Source organism: Mucilaginibacter sp. UYCu711 (assembly GCF_050433825.1).
GTDB lineage: Bacteria > Bacteroidota > Bacteroidia > Sphingobacteriales > Sphingobacteriaceae > Mucilaginibacter.
Map to the genome: position 1 here is coordinate 195,346 of NZ_JBNPWM010000012.1, position 16,836 is coordinate 212,181.

The window sequence follows — 16,836 nt, forward strand, 5'->3', positions numbered from 1 at the left end:
CTTATCTGTTTATTAAAGTAATAACAATACCGGTTACAACTATATTAGCTATAGCCAATGGGATTAAAGTTTTCCAACCCAAATCCATTAACTGGTCATAACGGAAACGCGGGATTGTCCAGCGTACCCACATGAAGAAGAATATGAATAAAAATATCTTGGCAAACATTAAAACAACGCCCAATATTACAGCTATGTTCGGACCCGCATGAGCCGCCATCCAATCCATAAACGGATAATTATAAGCGCCCCAGTAAAGTGTAACCATTACTGCCGACGATATGAACATGTTAATGTATTCTGCAAAAAGGTAGAAACCTAATTTCATTGAGGAATACTCGGTATGATAACCACCAACCAGCTCGGTTTCGCACTCGGGCAAGTCAAACGGCGAACGGTTGGTTTCGGCAAAAGCGCAAATCAGGAACAGTATAAAGCCAACCGGCTGATAGATTACGTTCCAGTGCCAGCCATGTTGCTGCTCTGCAATTTCGCGTAAGCTTAAAGTGCCTGTAACTAATAACAGAGCTATAATGGATAAACCCATTGAAATTTCATAGCTGATATTTTGTGATGCAGCACGGATAGCACCCAATAAAGAGTATTTATTGTTTGATGCCCAACCGCCTATCATTACACCATACACTCCTAATGATACCACACCGAAGATATAAAGGATGCCTACGTTAATATCGGCAACCTGTAGGTCAATAACATGGGTACCTATAACTAATTGTTGCCCCCACGGAATAACTGCCGAACCGATACAAGCTGTCATGATCGCCAGTGAAGGGCCTACAATAAACAAGAAGCCGCTGGCATTGGTAGGGATGATCTCTTCTTTCAAAAACATTTTACCACCATCGGCTAAAGGTTGTAAAATACCCCATGGGCCCGCACGGTTAGGTCCAATACGATCCTGGAAAAATGCTGCCAGCTTACGCTCGGCATAGGTAGAGTACATTGCTATCACCAGGCTTATCGCAAAAATGATAACAACTAATATAAATTTAACTATGATGTCTGCTAATTCCATTATAAGCGTGTTTCGCGTTCAAATTGTTCTTTATTAGCCTCCTGCAATACAGGGTTGGTTTTAACAACCGGCAACGGTTTCAAAGTTTCGTAATGATTTGAACTGATAACTGATTTATGTGATACTTTGCGCGGGCCTTCAATTACCCAATCGGCAGTTTTCTTTTTATCAAAGCGGCAGGTGTTGCAAATAAAATCCTCAACCTCGCCATATACATCTTTACGTGCGGTAACACGCAAAACGTCTTCGCCTTTGTACCAAAGTGTTACTTCGCCTTTACATTTTTCGTGATCGCAATCGCGGTGCGCCTCAACCGGCTTGGTAAACCAAACCCGGTTTTTAAAGCGGAAGGTCCTGTCAGTTAACGCACCTACCGGGCAAACATCAATAACATTTCCAGAGAAATCATTATCAACTGCTGCTTGTATGTAAGTCGAGATCTCAGAGTGGTCTCCCCTGTTCATGATACCATGGATCCGGTGATCTGTTATCTGATCGGCAACATAAACACAACGGTAGCAAAGAATGCAACGCGTCATATGCAGCTGGATCTTATCGCCAATATCAATGCGGTTAAATGTACGGCGGTCGAACTCGTAACGGGTTTTGGCGGCGCCGTGTTCAAAACCTAAGTCCTGCAGGTGGCATTCGCCGGCCTGGTCGCATACCGGGCAATCCAGCGGGTGGTTGATCAATAACATCTCTACCACACCCTTACGTGCCTCAATAACCTCAGGCGAGGTAATGTTTTGCACTTCCATACCGTCCATTACGTTGGTACGGCATGATGCTACCAGCTTAGGCATAGGGCGCGGGTCCTTTTCTGATCCTTTGCTAACCTTTACCAAACAAGTACGGCATTTACCACCACTACCGGCCAGTTTAGAATAATAGCACATAGCAGGCGGCACAATATCACCACCTATTATCCTTGCGGCATTTAGGATGGATGTTCCGTCTGGTACTTCTACTGATATTCCGTCTATCGTTACTTTCATTAAAGTCAAAATTAAAAATTCAAAAGTCAAAAACCGGTGAATCTTAAAGTATCATTTTTGTACATTAATTATTATTGAGGCGATGATTTTTGACAACTCATCCGCTTCGTTTATCAATTTATTTATGGCTTCTTTCTGGTTAGTCAGGATTGTATCCCTAATTAAACAAAGCCAATATTTTGTTTCGTTTGACGATTTTAAGGCAATCGCGTAAAAGTTTTTAAAGTCTTTTACCGAACTACCCGCTTTCGCTTCAACTATGTTTGCCCCTATCGAGGTTGCGCTTCTTAATAACTGATCAAAAATCGAAAAATAAATTCTTTCATATTTCGCGTTTGATATAAAGAGTACAGTCTCTTTCGAGAATTGGTAACATCTATGTTTTATATCAAAAGGCCTTTCACTCAACGCATCTATTTTGAATTTTTACTTTTTAATTTTGACTTAACTTGCCGCCGGCTCCGGCTTAGGTAAAGGGTCAGCGTAATGAGCCAATCCGTAATTCCTTGTCGTAGCTTCGCTTGCATGCGATACGTGCCATTCAAACTCATCCCTGAAGTGTCGTATAGCACTGGCTACCGGCCAGGCTGCTGCATCGCCCAACGGGCAAATGGTATTACCTTCAATCTTTTTTGATACATCAACCAACAGGTCCATATCGCTCATACTGCCATGGCCGTTCTCTAAACGGTGCAATACCTTCTCCATCCAGCCGGTACCTTCACGGCAAGGCGAACATTGTCCGCAGCTTTCATGATGATAAAAACGGGCAAAGTTCCAGGTATTTCTAACAATACACTGGTCTTCATCAAAAGCGATAAAACCGCCCGACCCCATCATACTGCCGCTAACAAAACCACCTTCTGATAAAGACTCATAGCTCATTAGACGCGCATCGCCGGCCGCTGTTTTAAAGAAAAGGTTAGCCGGTAAAATCGGCACTGATGAACCACCCGCAACAACCGCTTTTAAGCGTTTGCCGTTGGCTATGCCACCGCAATATTCATCACTGTATAAAAATTCTTCAACCGGCAGGCCAAGGTCAATTTCATAAACACCCGGTTTATTTAAATTACCTCCTGCAGATATTAATTTAGTACCGGTACTACGGCCGATACCTATTTTAGCATACTCTTCGCCACCATCATTAATAATGGGTACTACAGCAGCTATTGATTCAACGTTGTTAACTACAGTTGGGCAACCATACAACCCTGCAATAGCCGGGAACGGTGGTTTAATACGCGGGTTACCACGTTTACCTTCTAATGATTCTAAAAGCGCGGTTTCTTCGCCGCAGATGTAAGCACCACCGCCTGGTTGTACATACAGCTCCAGGTCATAACCCGTACCTAATATATTTTTTCCTAAGAAACCGGCAGCTTTGGCTTCGGCAATGGCTTTTTCAAGGATACGGATCTGCGGCATCATTTCGCCGCGTACGTATATGTATGATGTTTTTGCACCTAAGGCATAACTACCCACTATCATACCCTCAATTAATAAGTGAGGGATATAGGTCATTAGGTAACGGTCCTTAAAAGTGCCGGGTTCAGATTCGTCAGCATTACAAACCAGGTAACGGGCAACTCCCTCCGGCTTAGCCAAAAAGCCCCATTTCATCCCGGTAGGGAAACCCGCCCCACCACGGCCGCGCAAGCCCGACTTCTTAACTTCTTCCACCACTTCATCGGATGTCATCTGTTTTAAAGCCTTCTCTACTGATCTGTAACCACCTTTTTGGCGATACACATCAAATGTATTGATGCCGGGTACGTTAATATGTTCTAAAAGTAATTTGCGTCCCATCTTAATATATTTTGCCGGTTTCCTTGTAGTAATTAATATGCTGCCAAACGCGTACGCCAACTGCAAGCACTACCAGGATAATCTTATAAGTAATTTCAATTCCCGGAAAAGGATTATAATCGCCCGGCAGCAGCAACAATACAATCAATATTGCATACGTTACATCCCTTAATATCATCCATCCTTTAGCCGTCATTCGCTTTTAAAAATACCTTCCGGTTTCGTTATAATAATTAATATGTCTTACTACACAGCTGGCAAATGCTACAATAAGCAGCGGTACCAGTATAATTCCATTTTCTTTTAATCCGCCTGTTACAAATACTAAAATTAAACCTAATGCAAATAATGAATCTCCTATTATCACGTTTGCATTGTCCATCCATTTAGTACTTATTTTCCTTTTGCCTTCAAATCAGCTATCAGCTGGTCAACCGACTCGTTAGTTAGCTTTTCATAGAAAGTATATTCAGGCCCTATTTGTAAAACAGGTGCAAAACCGCACGCTGCCAAACATTCCACTCCGCGCCAGCTAAATAGGCCGTCGGCAGTAACTTCGCCTTCTTTAACACCCAATTGCTGCTCAATATGATCCATTATTTTTTCGGCACCTACCAGGCAGCAAGGCCCGGTGCGGCAAACCTCTAAAACATATTTACCCTGTGGGCGCAAAAAGTACATGCTGTAAAACGATGCTACCTCATAAACCTCAACAGGTTGTATTTTTAAATATTCGGCAACTTTATCCATTGCCTGCGGGCTTGTCCACCCAAACTCGGCCTGTACCAAATGCAGTATAGGTAATAGGGCCGATTTTTGTTTCCCTTCGGGATAACGGCTTACAATATCAGCAAACTGAGCTGTCAGCTCGGCTGAAAATTCAACCGGACCTTGTACAGTATCTTCAACTCTAAGCATCTAATTCTCCGGCTATAACGTTTAAACTACTCATGTTTATGATCGCGTCAGATAGTAACATACCCCTACTCATGGGTGCGTACATCTGGTAATTAATAAAGCTTGGCCTGCGGAAGTGCAAACGGTAAGGCGAACGTCCGCCATCATTCACTAAATAGAAACCTAACTCGCCGTTAGCTCCCTCAACAGCATGATACACTTCGGTATTTGGTGTAGGTATTTCGCCCATCACTATTTTAAAGTGATAGATCAGCGCTTCCATGTTATTATAAACTTCCTCTTTTGGAGGCAGGTAAAACTCAGGTACATCAGCATGGAAAATATCAGTTGGCTCTTTTTCCAGCTTTACTAAAGCTTGCTCAATTATGCGCAGGCTTTGCCACATCTCTTCATTACGTACCAGGAAACGGTTGTAAACGTCGCCGTTGTCGCCAACCGGTACTTCAAACTCAAAATCTTCGTATGATGAATAAGGGTTCATCGCCCTAACATCATAATCAACACCGGCAGCACGCAGTAATGGGCCACTCCAGCTATAGTTTAACGCTTCTTCGGCTGTAACAGCTGCTACACCTTTGGTACGGTCAACAAATATGCGGTTACGGTTAAATAACGATTCAAACTCTTTTAATGTCTTAGGGAAATCAACCAAAAACTTGCGCAACTTGGCGAAAGCTATGGGATTAAAGTTACGCTCGAAACCGCCGATACGACCTATGTTGGTGGTTAAGCGCGAGCCGCAAACTTCTTCGTAAATTTCATAAATAGCTTCGCGATGTTCCATCATGTACAGGAAACCTGTAAATGCACCGGTATCAACACCCAACACACCGTTACAAACAATATGGTCGCTGATACGGGCAAGCTCCATTACAATTACGCGCAGGTAATCCACACGTTTTGGAGTGGTGATGCCTAACAGTTTTTCAACCGTCATGTGCCAGCCCATGTTATTTATGGGTGATGAGCAATAATTTAAGCGGTCTGTTAATGGGGTTATCTGGTAAAACGGCCTGTGTTCGGCAATTTTTTCGAAAGCGCGATGGATGTATCCAATAGTTGATACGCCGCTAACAATTCTTTCGCCATCTAACTGCAGTACGTTTTGGAACACGCCATGCGTAGCCGGGTGCGTTGGCCCTAAGTTAAGGGTTGATAGTTCGTTCTGCGGATCGTTATCTGTATATACCGGATGGTTCTGCATCTTTTATCTTCCGAAAAAATAATCTTTTTTATCAACACGGTTAGGGTCTTCCAATGGGAACTCTTTTCTCATCGGGAAGGCCGTCATGTCGTCAACATTTAATATTCTGCGCAAATCAGGGTGGCCGTCAAATATAACACCGAAGTAATCATATGTTTCGCGCTCCATCCAGTTAGCGCCTTCCCATAGCGTTGTGGCTGTAGGGATATGGCAATTTTCGCCATCAATAAATACTTTGATACGGATACGTACATTATTAACCAGGCTATGTACATGATAAATAACGCCGATAGTCTTTTCCTGATCAGGATAGTGTACGGCGGTAATATCCGTTAAATAAATAAATTGAAGGGTGGGATCGTTTTTTATAAAGCCTAATAAGGCAATGATAGTTTCGGTATTGGTTTCTACTGTTAGCAATCCATAAGGGTCGCCTACTACAGTAACTTGTCCTTCAAATTTACTATTGATGCTTGCTAAAAGCTCTTCGTTAGTTATCTTACCCATTACTGTATACCGTATGAAGCTAATAGTTGTTGGTATTGAGGCTCATTACGCCTGCGGCCCGACTCGGTTTTAACCAATTCCTGTATGTGCATAAAGCCGTCAATAATAGCTTCGGGGCGGGGCGGGCATCCTGGTACATACACATCAACCGGGATGATCTCATCTATGCCCTGCAAAACCGAATAAGTATCAAAAATACCACCGCTTGATGCGCAGGCCCCAACAGCCATAACCCAACGTGGTTCGGCCATTTGCAGGTAAACCTGGCGCAATACCGGACCCATTTTTTTAGCAATGGTACCCATCACCATCAAAAGGTCGGCCTGGCGTGGCGAGAAGCTTAAACGCTCTGCACCAAAACGCGACAGATCATAATGCGAAGCCATGGTAGCCATAAACTCAATACCGCAGCATGATGTTGCAAAGGGTAATGGCCATAAAGAATTTGCACGGGCTAAGCCTACCGCTTTATCCAGCGAAGTAGCAAAAAATCCTGATCCTTCTACACCGGCAGGAGCACCAACTATTTGAATATCACTCATGAAATCTATTACTACAAAATCCTATCCAAAAACTTGAATAGAAAGCGCAAATTTATGATAAAAAACCTTGTATTTGATACACTATTACTGACAGGAAATATATTTAGAACAATTCTAAACAGCCTCCTCTAAATCTCCCCCGGTTGGGGAGACTTTATAAAGCCCTCCCTACCGGGGAGGGTTTGGGTGGGGCTTTAATCCCAGTTTAACGCGCCTTTTTTTATGATATAGATAAAACCAGCTAACAAGGTAGCCATGAAAATAAACATCTCATACATTCCGTTTGCGCCAAGCTCCCTAAAATTCACTGCCCAGGGGTACATAAATATCACCTCGACATCAAACAAAACAAAAAGAATAGCAACCAGGAAGTATTTAATAGAAATAGGTGTACGGGCATTACCAATAACTTCAATACCCGACTCGAACGGTGTTAACTTATCTTTTGTTACACGCTTGGGGCCTATTTTGTGTGTTACAAACATGGTACCTACCACAAAACCTATAGCCACTATCATTTGGAAAATGATAGGTAAATAATTAACCGGTAAACTTTGTACTTCCATGGGTGCAAATATACAAATGGGTTGGTAATAAAAAAGGCCTCAATCGAGGCCTTTTTTATTAAATATTATTTTGTATCAATTAAATATTATTTTGTACCAGCTTTCTTTGGAGTGGCCGGGGTAGCAGGGGTAGCCGGAGTTGTTGGGTGATTATCAAAATAGAATTTTACAAATCTATTATTCGGATCAAGCTCCCGTGCTTTTTCAAACGCTTCTAACGCCTTAGCATCATCTTTATCATGATATTGATAGTTATTTCCTAATGATGCATAAGCATCGGCTAACGCAGATTTTTCTTTATCAGTCAAAGATGGTTTAGCGGTAAGAATTTGTACTATTTGTTCATAATAAGGTTTAGCTAACCCTTTTAGGGTTGCATATACTGCATCACGTTGATCAGCAATATAAGCGCGGTACTGAACTACCAGTAAAATAGGCGCAGTAGCGTGTTGCTGCACAAAACTCAAAGCAGAATCGGCTTTGGTTAATAAAGTCGAATCTGGTTTAATTGCCGGATTGGTCTTGGCAGCACGAACTTGATTAGTGAACGCCAGGTAATTAAATATCCCCATATTAGCATGCTCAGTTAGCAATGGCTTACCATGCACCTTATTAATTAGTTCTTCGTAGGTATTTGCATACTCCAGATAATTGCCTTTAGCTTTGTAAACATTGGCTATTTCTGCATAAATTTCCGGGGTCTTATTGGTATCCAGCTCGGCAGCCTTCTTTAAACTCGCTATGCCGGCTAAGGTATCTTTCCCGCTTGCAATTTGCAAGTGGCCCAAGTACAAATAATCACGTGGTAAAATACGATTAGGCTGTGCTTTAGCAAACCAATTATTCAGCGCGGTAAAACCAGCAGAATAATCTTTATTCTCGTAAGCTGCATAACCTAAGTAACGATAGATACGCGGATTAACAGTGCCTGATTTTGATAATTTGGTAGTAACTTCCTGTAAAGCAACATAATCACCGGCGTTAACCAGGAAGTCGGCGTAACGTAGTAGTGATTCTACAGACTCATCAGTTAAGCTTAGGTATTTTTTATAATTTTCAACACCTTCTTTTACCTTAACAGATGCAACTTTAATGTTTGATTGCGCTTGTGTAAGATTGGTTTCTGCTAACTCGCGATAAGCAGGACCAAAATTAGGATCGATTGCTATAGCTGCTGCGAATTGTTTCTCAGAACTTTCAAAATTGTCTGCATATTTCCATAATACACCTTCGGCCACATTTGCTGACGGCGATTTTGGATCAAGTGTTAAAGCTGCCTGATAAGCATCATAAGCTTCATTACTTTTTAGTTGAGATCGGTAAGCGTTACCTAAAGCTACCATTATCTCGGCGTCTTTTGGATTAACAGTTTTTCCTTTTGTTAAGGCATCAATAGCTGCATTTGCTTTTGCAGGCGGGAACTTTCCGTCTTTAGCATCAATCAAATATGCTTTGCCAATATATAAATATGGTCTACTATCTTTTTTTTGTGTTAAAGTAATAGCCTGGTTAAAATTAGATGTGGCGCCGGCATCATCATTGCTTTGAAGCGCTACCGCGCCTAATCCAACATAGTTTATAGCCGATTTAGGGTCGACAGCTATACCTTTTGTAAATGTTGTTTTTGCAGAATCGGCATAATCCTGAATAAGATATACCCATCCCAGATAAAAAAAGTTTTCGTCACTGGTTGGCTGTGTAACCGTTAGGTTTTTAAGCATTCCTTTTGCTTTTTGATATTGCTCGGCATCGATAGCTTTTTTAGCATCGGCAAGACTTTGCCCAAAAACTGCTGATCCTATAAATACCAGCCCTATTGCCGCCTTAGCTATTTTACTGATCATTTTCATCGCTTTAATTATAATTTGTAGTTAGATATATATTTAAAATTTACGTTTTATACTTATCTCTCTCGGGGGTATCGAATCTGGTAATATGCCTGATCTAAGGATAACCCTTTGCCCGCGTTCACTCAACAAAAACTGTGCAAACCCCGAACCTAATCCCATTTTACCGGTGCTGTTTATAATATACAGCCCTCTTGCAAAGGGGTATTGGTTTAATGCCAGTGTAGTTTGAGATGGCTTAAAGTATTGACCAGGGGCCTCTTTACTATTCTCATCCTTTACGGCAACTATCTTAACATTTTTTACCGCGTCAGCATAATCTTTATCCGGGTCATTTAACCAGTTAAAACCGGTTATGCCTATGGCCTGCGGATGCGTACTTATATATTTTATAACTTCCTTATTGTTTTTGACAGCAAAAATGTTTTTTAGTTTAAGTTCTGTATTTCCTGAAAACGCTTTCAGGTAACGAATTAAACTTGAGTTCGGGTTATCAAAAACGATATCAGTGCTCGTTTTAGTCTGCCCGTTCAACATTTTTTTTATTTCATTTACCGATGTTAACGTATCAGTTGATGCTTTATTTACTATAAATGTGATGGCATCAACTGCAAACCTGTCAACAACAGGCGGTAGTGTTCTATCCTTTAATATTTTTACTTCTTCTGCATTCAGCTCGCGCGATAATATGACAAACCGTACACTATCATTGAGTAATAAACGCAACACCCTATTTTCTGTCCCGTAGGTAATACCCACATTCGCGTTGGTATTTAATTGCTTAAATACATAAGCCTCTTCATCAACTATTGGTTGAAGTGATTCATCTACGGCAATTTTTACTGTGCCTGAGTTAACCGTTTCTTCCGGTACTAACGTTGTTGGCTTTTGCTTACAAGCTATAAAGCTTATCAATAGCAAAATGCCTGCCAGTAAATAACCGGCGTTATTCTTCATCACCCTCTTCTTTTTTAAATAATCGTGCAAATCTATATATCCCATATATAATAAGCAGGCAGCCAAACAATACTTTTTTGTAGCCATAATCGGGTAATATTTCATCCCAGAATATAACCAAAAGGCCAAAAGCCAAATAGCAGACAAATGCTGCTGCTCCTAAAATAAACAGAAACCGCCTTTTGAGCGATTTCTGCTTATTATGAAACCCAGATGGCATACAATTAGTTTTCTTCTCCTAATTGGAATGCAATTGGTACGGTATAATTTACACGAACCGGTCGGTTATTCTGGATACCAGGCGTCCATCTTGGTGATTTTTTCAAAACACGGATGGCTTCGTCTGACATGGTTTGACTTGGGCTACGTACAGCTTTAATATCAGTTAAGCTGCCGTCCTTTTCAACTACGAACGAGCAGATAACCCTGCCGCTTGTACCATTTTCCCTATCAACAGCCGGAAATTTAATGTTGTTACTCAAGTATTTACCAAATGCTTCCAAACCACCAGGGAAACCTGGTTGTTTTTCTACCTGGCTAAAAATCTTGTTTTCATCCTCAGTAACCGCTTTAGTATCAGAGTTACCTACCGGCTCATCAATCCTGATGTCGGCTGTAGGGTCGCCTTTCTGGTCTTTCTGACCAGGGTCTGCCATTTTCAAATCTTTTTGAGTAGGCGGTTCTTCTTTCACCTCATTATCCGGTTTTACAATCGGAGGAGGGAATTTAACCTGATCCACTTTTGGTTTAGGCGGTTCAGGTGGCGGCGGCGGCGGTAATTTCTTCGCATCAACCGGCGGCGGTGTTAATACCACGTCGGTGATCTTTACTTTTACGGGCGCCTTAGGGATAAATCCCTCAAGTTTATTGATGATTGTTGGTAACGATATAACAAAGATAAAGAATGCAGCACCGTATAGGAAAGCACGGCTGGTTCTACCCCCGTTTTTCTTTCTTAACTCATACGCACCATAAGCTTTGTTTCGGTCGCTAAAAACAACATCGATCCACTCCTGCTTTAATATATCTAATTTAGATCCCAGCATTATTTGAAGCTTTAAATTTTACGTTAATTATTAATATAAATTGTCTCTTTTAAGCAGATCAATTTCTAACTGGCTGATATCAACAATAGCCCGCGATTCATTGCCAACTATGTTTAACTCATCCATAATTGAAACCATATCCGCATAAGTCGACTTATCGCTTGGCTTTATCAGAACAATCATTGATTTACCTGATCTTGCCAAAACTTCTTTGCCTCTTTCAAATAAAGCTTCACGGATACCGTTTTTACCAAAACCGGTAACAGATGGTGCTGTTAGTGGTTTTTGAGGTAAGCCCATGTACCATTCAACCTTATTATCTTTACCTAACAATACAGTCATTGTTCTTGTTTCGGGTACCGGCAATTGGTTATGGTTGTCATCCTTATCAGGCATGGTCAAATCCATTGCTTTTGGTTTTTGCAGCGTTGTGGTAAGGATAAAGAAGGTGATGAGCAAGAAGGCCAAATCCACCATCGCGGTTAAATCCACGCGCGTTGATGCCTTTTTACTTCTAACCTTACCGCCGCCTTTTTTACCCCCGCCGGAGGTATCTAATTCTGCCATAATTTTTTATTTTGACACCGTTTTTAACGATGTGATTAAACCAAATTTGTTAACTTTCTGCTTCTGCAGTGTTTTAATAATTTTTGCAATTGTAGGGTATTCCTCTTTCGCATCGCCTTTGATAGCTATCTTCAACTCTTTGTTGTGAACAAGCTTGTCGGCTTTACGGGCGTTTTTAACCCACCAAAACAATTCGTTATTATCAGTAGTATCTACCGGCACACCCGGTTGGGCCACAGTTGACCTTTCTTTAGGTGTCATAGCCAAATACGTTTTTAAATACGTTACAGATACACCTACGGCATCAACAGTAGCAAATTGTTTGATCTCTTCTGGTGTAAATGCAATTTTATACTGATCGGCCATACCTCTTAACGTTTCCATACGCACTTCTGCACCTTCCACGCTAAAGAAAACTTTGCCCTCGGCTACCAACAGGCTTGAAAAATCATTCTCTGGTAACGCCTGGATAGTTGTTGAAGCAGGGATATCGGCGTGTACCGGATCCTGAACTTTTGGTTTTGCAGATAATATAAAGAAAGTTAGCAGCAAGAAGGCAACGTCGCACATGGCGGTCATGTCAATTGCAGTACTCTTTCTTGGAACTTTTACTCTAGCCATAATACTTTGTTTAAATATATAGTGTTATTAAATAATTAATTTCAGGCCCCAACCTTATCAGGGCCTGAATATTAACACTAAAATTTATTTGTTTTTATGGGTTGCAGCAAATGTAGATACGATGCTGAAACCTGTTTCGTCAATAGCGTAAGTCAAACCATCAATTTTTGATGTAAATACGTTGTACATTACAATTGATATAGCAGAAGTACCGATACCTAACGCAGTGTTAACCAATGCTTCAGAGATAGCTGATGATAACGCTGCTGTGTTAGCGCCAGATCCTGCTAATTCGTGGAAGGCCTTGATCATACCGATTACCGTACCTAACAAACCGGTTAATGTACCGATTGATACCAGGGTAGCAATGATGGTTAAGTTTTGCTCTAACATAGGCATCTCTAAAGCTGTTGCTTCTTCGATGTCTTTTTGGATAGCTAATGTTTTTTGATCAACATCTAAAGTTGTGTCAACTTCCATTTCGCGGTATTTTTTCAAACCTGATTTTATAACGTTAGCTACAGACCCTTTTTGTTTGTCGCACTCAGCAGAAGCTGCGTCAATGTTACCTGCAGTTAAGAAGCCTTGTACTTTTCTAACAAAAGTGTCAATGCTGGCAGTACCAGATGCTTTACCAATAACAATAAAACGTTCTATAGAGAATACAATTACCATTAATACATAAGCCATAACCAATGGTACAAGGTATCCACCTCTGTGAACTATACCAAATACATCTTCCGGCTCTCCGGCGTTAACGTCACCACCTTTGTAGTGGCTTGGATCTGCTAATATGAAGAAGAAAATTAATACTGTTGTTAAGATACAAAGTGGGATAGTCAAGGTCGCAAACATGCCAGATGCACTTGAGCTTTCTTTTTTAACGGTAGTTGGTTTTGTTGGTGCGTTTGCCATTACTTTAAATTTTAGTTTTTAGTTTTTGTTTATTTTTAGTTAGTTAATTGTGTGTTTTTTAAGCGGATAACAAAAATAGAATTTAAATGAAATAAAAAAACTTTTTTGTTATTCTTTAATAATTATTTAACATTCAGTTGCAACATATACATTTTTAATTATTGCGCCAATTAAAATCAATACTTGTTACAACAATTTTTTACAATAAAACTTATTATTTTTTATAATAGCAAGCAATAAGTTATAAAAGTTATGTAATTATACTGTTATACTTCTGTAATTATCTTGTTATAAAAATCACTTGTCGTCCGTAAATCAGCCTGTATAAATTAGTTATCTCTTCATTAAAAAAATAACCTGCAATACAAAGGCGCATCTAATATACACAAATGCAACGTAATTGCAATAACTATTATTATAAATTTATAATTGGTGGCGCAATATTAGCAGGTTTATACGCTAATACAAGCACCTGGCTGTATTTTTTTTATAATTACAATAATAACTAAAAAATTAGTCAATGTGCTTAACTAATCATTTTTTAAATTATTGTATTACTTAACGCATGATTTTAACTTGGAGTATTTACCCGCCTGCTTTTTTGGCTTTGTATCCATCAGCCAATAACAGCGCTAAAATCTTGTCCCTGAAATCGCCCTGAATTTTTATCTCACCATCTTTTACTGTGCCGCCAACACCGCATTTGCTTTTTAGCGTTTTGCCTATTGCTTCCAGGTCGGCAGTGGTGCCTGCAAAGCCCGCTATGGCTGTTACCAGTTTGCCGCCACCTTTTCTGTCTAAAAAAATCCGCAGGTTTTGTTGTTGTGGCGGTAAGGTTGCTGTATTGCCGGTACTGTTTTCATTGTATTGAAAGCCCGGGTCGGTAGAATACATCACCCCGGTAAAATTCTTATTCTTTTTTGACATAATTAAAACTCCTTACCTACTATTACTTTTAACGAGTTTGGTAAAACATTAATTTCTATCGCTTTGCCGGCTGTTTCAGGCTCGCCATCAAGGTGTACCGGGCCTGCGCTGTCGCGTTTAACTACTATGTGTTTGCCACGAATAATTTCAACATACCGTGACCCATTGGTGGTTTTTGTAAACATCCGGATACCCAGCTCAATAAAACGATATAGCGGAAATGGTTTTATAACACAAACATCTATCAACCCATCCTGCACCGACGCTTTGGGTGATATGTGCGCATTATTACCATACTGTGATGAATTGGCAAAGCTTAGCATAAAGGCTTTACGCTCATACATGCTGTCGTCTACCTCAATATGATAAGTTTGCGGCTTATAATTAAGCACTTCCTGTAACGAAGATTTAATATAGGTAATAAAGCCGCGCTTTTTCCCGGTTGCAAATACCTCGGCAATATGCGCATCAAAACCCATACCTGCCATGTTAAAAAACGCCTTCCCGTTTACCTGTGCCGAATCAATTAACGCCTCGGTACCATTATTTAAATTTTCTATAGCTTGTTTAATATCCATTGGGATACCTAAAAAACGCGATAACCCGTTACCAGATCCACAAGGCACAATACCCAACACAGCCTTACTGCCCACCAGCGCCGATGCTATTTCATTTACAGTACCATCGCCGCCCACGGCTACAATCATATCGTAATTATCAATGGCCCCGGCGGCAACCTCGCTTGCATGCGATACCCCTTTGGTAAATATTATGGTACTATCGCCATCAAAGTATTTACCAATTAGCTCGGGCACACCGTCCTTTTTCTTCCCGCCCGATATAGGGTTTATAATAAATAGCGTTTTCCGTTCCAAAAAAATATTTTTAGCAGCCAAAAGTAAATGTATTTTCGGCTTTGCAAAAATTGTTTTATTTTTGGCGCACAATAGTGGACTGATTTAGTTATCCCAATACATCGGGGTCGGATTGCAACCACGTAAAAAAGTGCTAAAACCCTGCTTCTTTACAAAGTTCAGTTAAACTTTTCTTTCCTGTTTTGATATAAAACATTTAACATAAAACACAGATACAAAACATGCCATATTTATTTACATCAGAGTCCGTATCAGAAGGACACCCGGACAAAGTTGCCGATCAGATATCGGACGCATTAATAGATAACTTTTTAGCTCATGATCCTGAATCAAAAGTTGCCTGCGAAACATTAGTAACAACCGGCCAGGTATTTTTGGCCGGCGAAGTAAAATCACAAGCATACCTGGATGTGCAAAAAATAGCCCGCGAAGTAATCAACAAAATTGGTTATACCAAAGGCGAGTATATGTTTGATGGAAGCTCTTGCAGCGTATTATCAGCTATACATGAGCAATCACCGGATATCAATCAGGGTGTTGACCGCCAGAGCAAAGAAGAGCAAGGCGCCGGCGACCAGGGTATGATGTTTGGTTATGCAACCATCGAAACTGATAACTATATGCCGTTAGCTTTAGATATTGCGCACGCTTTATTAATTGAGCTTGCTGCTATCCGCCGCGAAAGCACTGATATTAAATATTTGCGTCCTGATGCAAAATCGCAGGTTACATTGGAGTATGATGACAACAACGTGCCAACGCGCATTGATGCCATTGTAATTTCTACCCAACATGATGATTTTGACGAAGAGAAAGCTATGTTGGCTAAGATAAGCAAAGACATTATTGGTATATTAATACCACGTGTTAAAGCTAAATACCCAAAATACGCTCACTTCTTTAACAGCGATATTAAATACCATATTAACCCAACCGGTAAATTTGTTATCGGCGGCCCGCATGGCGATACCGGCTTAACCGGCCGTAAAATTATTGTGGATACTTATGGTGGTAAAGGTGCACACGGTGGTGGCGCGTTTTCTGGTAAAGATCCGTCAAAAGTTGACCGTTCTGCTGCTTATGCTACCCGCCACGTTGCCAAAAACCTGGTTGCGGCCGGGGTTTGCACCGAGGTATTGGTACAGGTATCATACGCTATTGGTGTTGCACAGCCAATGGGTATTTACATAAATACTTACGGAACCGGAAAAGTTAACTTAAACGATGGCGAGATAGCTAAAAAAGTAGAGGCCATTTTTAATATGACCCCATACGCTATCGAAACCCGTTTTAAACTGCGTAACCCTATATACAGCGAGACCGCTGCTTATGGCCACTTTGGCAAGCCAAGCCAAACTGTAACCAAAACATTTACCCACTATGATGGCAGTACAATAACAAAAGAAGTTGAGCTGTTTACCTGGGAAAAGTTGGACTACGTAGATAAAGTTAAAGCCGCATTTGGCTTATAACAGCTTTCAAATTATTTTTTTTTAATTTA

Annotated in this window: 19 protein-coding genes; 1 reads left to right on the forward strand and 18 read right to left on the reverse strand. The window is 40.7% G+C overall.

Annotated features, from left to right (window positions below; all coding sequences use genetic code 11):
* Position 1 precedes the first annotated feature (1 nt).
* The 18 genes from nuoH to ABIB50_RS23385 form a co-directional block, all read right to left on the reverse strand.
* On the reverse strand, positions 2 to 1,036 hold the full coding sequence (gene nuoH / locus ABIB50_RS23300) for an NADH-quinone oxidoreductase subunit NuoH (protein ID WP_429383730.1): 1,035 nt from the start codon (positions 1,034 to 1,036) through the stop codon (positions 2 to 4).
* Positions 1,036 to 2,034 carry a 2Fe-2S iron-sulfur cluster-binding protein gene (locus ABIB50_RS23305; RefSeq protein WP_429383732.1) on the reverse strand — a complete coding sequence of 333 codons (999 nt, stop codon included), beginning with the start codon at positions 2,032 to 2,034 and terminating at the stop codon, positions 1,036 to 1,038. Before ABIB50_RS23305 ends, nuoH begins: the two co-directional genes overlap by 1 nt.
* A gap of 51 nt (positions 2,035 to 2,085) precedes the next feature.
* Entirely contained in the window at positions 2,086 to 2,442 is a 357-nt protein-coding gene (locus tag ABIB50_RS23310) for a four helix bundle protein (protein WP_429383734.1), read from the reverse strand.
* Positions 2,443 to 2,478: 36 nt separating this feature from the next.
* Positions 2,479 to 3,843, reverse strand: coding sequence for an NADH-quinone oxidoreductase subunit NuoF (nuoF, locus tag ABIB50_RS23315; protein WP_429383736.1), 1,365 nt, complete (start codon positions 3,841 to 3,843; stop codon positions 2,479 to 2,481).
* A gap of 1 nt (position 3,844) precedes the next feature.
* Positions 3,845 to 4,039 (reverse strand): hypothetical protein, encoded by a 195-nt coding sequence (locus tag ABIB50_RS23320; RefSeq protein WP_429383737.1) that lies wholly within the window; start codon positions 4,037 to 4,039, stop codon positions 3,845 to 3,847.
* Between the two features lie 197 nt (positions 4,040 to 4,236).
* On the reverse strand, positions 4,237 to 4,761 hold the full coding sequence (gene nuoE, locus ABIB50_RS23325; protein ID WP_429383739.1) for an NADH-quinone oxidoreductase subunit NuoE: 525 nt from the start codon (positions 4,759 to 4,761) through the stop codon (positions 4,237 to 4,239).
* Entirely contained in the window at positions 4,754 to 5,965 is a 1,212-nt protein-coding gene (locus ABIB50_RS23330; protein ID WP_429383741.1) for an NADH-quinone oxidoreductase subunit D, read from the reverse strand. The genes nuoE and ABIB50_RS23330 overlap by 8 nt, the downstream gene beginning before the upstream one ends.
* 3 nt (positions 5,966 to 5,968) lie before the next feature.
* Entirely contained in the window at positions 5,969 to 6,472 is a 504-nt protein-coding gene (locus tag ABIB50_RS23335) for an NADH-quinone oxidoreductase subunit C (RefSeq protein ID WP_429383743.1), read from the reverse strand.
* On the reverse strand, positions 6,472 to 7,014 hold the full coding sequence (locus ABIB50_RS23340) for an NADH-quinone oxidoreductase subunit B (protein ID WP_429383745.1): 543 nt from the start codon (positions 7,012 to 7,014) through the stop codon (positions 6,472 to 6,474). Before ABIB50_RS23340 ends, ABIB50_RS23335 begins: the two co-directional genes overlap by 1 nt.
* 194 nt (positions 7,015 to 7,208) lie before the next feature.
* Entirely contained in the window at positions 7,209 to 7,580 is a 372-nt protein-coding gene (locus ABIB50_RS23345; RefSeq protein ID WP_429383746.1) for an NADH-quinone oxidoreductase subunit A, read from the reverse strand.
* 86 nt (positions 7,581 to 7,666) lie between these two features.
* Positions 7,667 to 9,424 carry a tetratricopeptide repeat protein gene (locus ABIB50_RS23350; RefSeq protein ID WP_429383748.1) on the reverse strand — a complete coding sequence of 586 codons (1,758 nt, stop codon included), beginning with the start codon at positions 9,422 to 9,424 and terminating at the stop codon, positions 7,667 to 7,669.
* Between the two features lie 39 nt (positions 9,425 to 9,463).
* Positions 9,464 to 10,471, reverse strand: coding sequence for a PstS family phosphate ABC transporter substrate-binding protein (locus ABIB50_RS23355; protein ID WP_429383750.1), 1,008 nt, complete (start codon positions 10,469 to 10,471; stop codon positions 9,464 to 9,466).
* Between the two features lie 137 nt (positions 10,472 to 10,608).
* Positions 10,609 to 11,430: an energy transducer TonB gene (locus ABIB50_RS23360; protein WP_429383752.1), complete on the reverse strand. Its 822-nt coding sequence runs from the start codon at positions 11,428 to 11,430 to the stop codon at positions 10,609 to 10,611.
* Between the two features lie 30 nt (positions 11,431 to 11,460).
* On the reverse strand, positions 11,461 to 11,997 hold the full coding sequence (locus ABIB50_RS23365) for an ExbD/TolR family protein (RefSeq protein WP_429383753.1): 537 nt from the start codon (positions 11,995 to 11,997) through the stop codon (positions 11,461 to 11,463).
* A 6-nt stretch (positions 11,998 to 12,003) separates the two neighbouring features.
* Complete coding sequence (locus ABIB50_RS23370) at positions 12,004 to 12,618, reverse strand: ExbD/TolR family protein (protein WP_429383755.1); 615 nt, start codon at positions 12,616 to 12,618, stop codon at positions 12,004 to 12,006.
* An 84-nt stretch (positions 12,619 to 12,702) separates the two neighbouring features.
* Positions 12,703 to 13,533 (reverse strand): MotA/TolQ/ExbB proton channel family protein, encoded by an 831-nt coding sequence (locus tag ABIB50_RS23375; protein WP_429383757.1) that lies wholly within the window; start codon positions 13,531 to 13,533, stop codon positions 12,703 to 12,705.
* A 585-nt stretch (positions 13,534 to 14,118) separates the two neighbouring features.
* Complete coding sequence (locus ABIB50_RS23380; protein ID WP_429383759.1) at positions 14,119 to 14,460, reverse strand: translation initiation factor; 342 nt, start codon at positions 14,458 to 14,460, stop codon at positions 14,119 to 14,121.
* A gap of 2 nt (positions 14,461 to 14,462) precedes the next feature.
* Positions 14,463 to 15,335: a diacylglycerol/lipid kinase family protein gene (locus ABIB50_RS23385; protein ID WP_429383760.1), complete on the reverse strand. Its 873-nt coding sequence runs from the start codon at positions 15,333 to 15,335 to the stop codon at positions 14,463 to 14,465.
* A gap of 221 nt (positions 15,336 to 15,556) precedes the next feature.
* Here ABIB50_RS23385 and metK point away from each other — a divergent pair, with 221 nt between their 5' ends.
* Entirely contained in the window at positions 15,557 to 16,807 is a 1,251-nt protein-coding gene (gene metK, locus ABIB50_RS23390; RefSeq protein WP_429383762.1) for a methionine adenosyltransferase, read from the forward strand.
* The last annotated feature ends 29 nt before the right edge of the window (positions 16,808 to 16,836 follow it).

Bases quoted from the DNA above. Each gene is read 5' to 3' on its own strand.
- nuoH (WP_429383730.1), bottom strand. From the start codon at position 1,036: ATGGAATTAGCAGACATCATAGTTAAATTTATATTAGTTGTTATCATT.
- ABIB50_RS23305 (WP_429383732.1), bottom strand. From the start codon at position 2,034: ATGAAAGTAACGATAGACGGAATATCAGTAGAAGTACCAGACGGAACA.
- nuoF (WP_429383736.1), bottom strand. From the start codon at position 3,843: ATGGGACGCAAATTACTTTTAGAACATATTAACGTACCCGGCATCAAT.
- ABIB50_RS23320 (WP_429383737.1), bottom strand. From the start codon at position 4,039: ATGACGGCTAAAGGATGGATGATATTAAGGGATGTAACGTATGCAATA.
- nuoE (WP_429383739.1), bottom strand. From the start codon at position 4,761: ATGCTTAGAGTTGAAGATACTGTACAAGGTCCGGTTGAATTTTCAGCC.
- ABIB50_RS23330 (WP_429383741.1), bottom strand. From the start codon at position 5,965: ATGCAGAACCATCCGGTATATACAGATAACGATCCGCAGAACGAACTA.
- ABIB50_RS23335 (WP_429383743.1), bottom strand. From the start codon at position 6,472: ATGGGTAAGATAACTAACGAAGAGCTTTTAGCAAGCATCAATAGTAAA.
- ABIB50_RS23340 (WP_429383745.1), bottom strand. From the start codon at position 7,014: ATGAGTGATATTCAAATAGTTGGTGCTCCTGCCGGTGTAGAAGGATCA.
- ABIB50_RS23345 (WP_429383746.1), bottom strand. From the start codon at position 7,580: ATGGAAGTACAAAGTTTACCGGTTAATTATTTACCTATCATTTTCCAA.
- ABIB50_RS23350 (WP_429383748.1), bottom strand. From the start codon at position 9,424: ATGATCAGTAAAATAGCTAAGGCGGCAATAGGGCTGGTATTTATAGGA.
- ABIB50_RS23355 (WP_429383750.1), bottom strand. From the start codon at position 10,471: ATGGCTACAAAAAAGTATTGTTTGGCTGCCTGCTTATTATATATGGGA.
- ABIB50_RS23360 (WP_429383752.1), bottom strand. From the start codon at position 11,430: ATGCTGGGATCTAAATTAGATATATTAAAGCAGGAGTGGATCGATGTT.
- ABIB50_RS23365 (WP_429383753.1), bottom strand. From the start codon at position 11,997: ATGGCAGAATTAGATACCTCCGGCGGGGGTAAAAAAGGCGGCGGTAAG.
- ABIB50_RS23370 (WP_429383755.1), bottom strand. From the start codon at position 12,618: ATGGCTAGAGTAAAAGTTCCAAGAAAGAGTACTGCAATTGACATGACC.
- ABIB50_RS23375 (WP_429383757.1), bottom strand. From the start codon at position 13,533: ATGGCAAACGCACCAACAAAACCAACTACCGTTAAAAAAGAAAGCTCA.
- ABIB50_RS23380 (WP_429383759.1), bottom strand. From the start codon at position 14,460: ATGTCAAAAAAGAATAAGAATTTTACCGGGGTGATGTATTCTACCGAC.
- metK (WP_429383762.1), top strand. From the start codon at position 15,557: ATGCCATATTTATTTACATCAGAGTCCGTATCAGAAGGACACCCGGAC.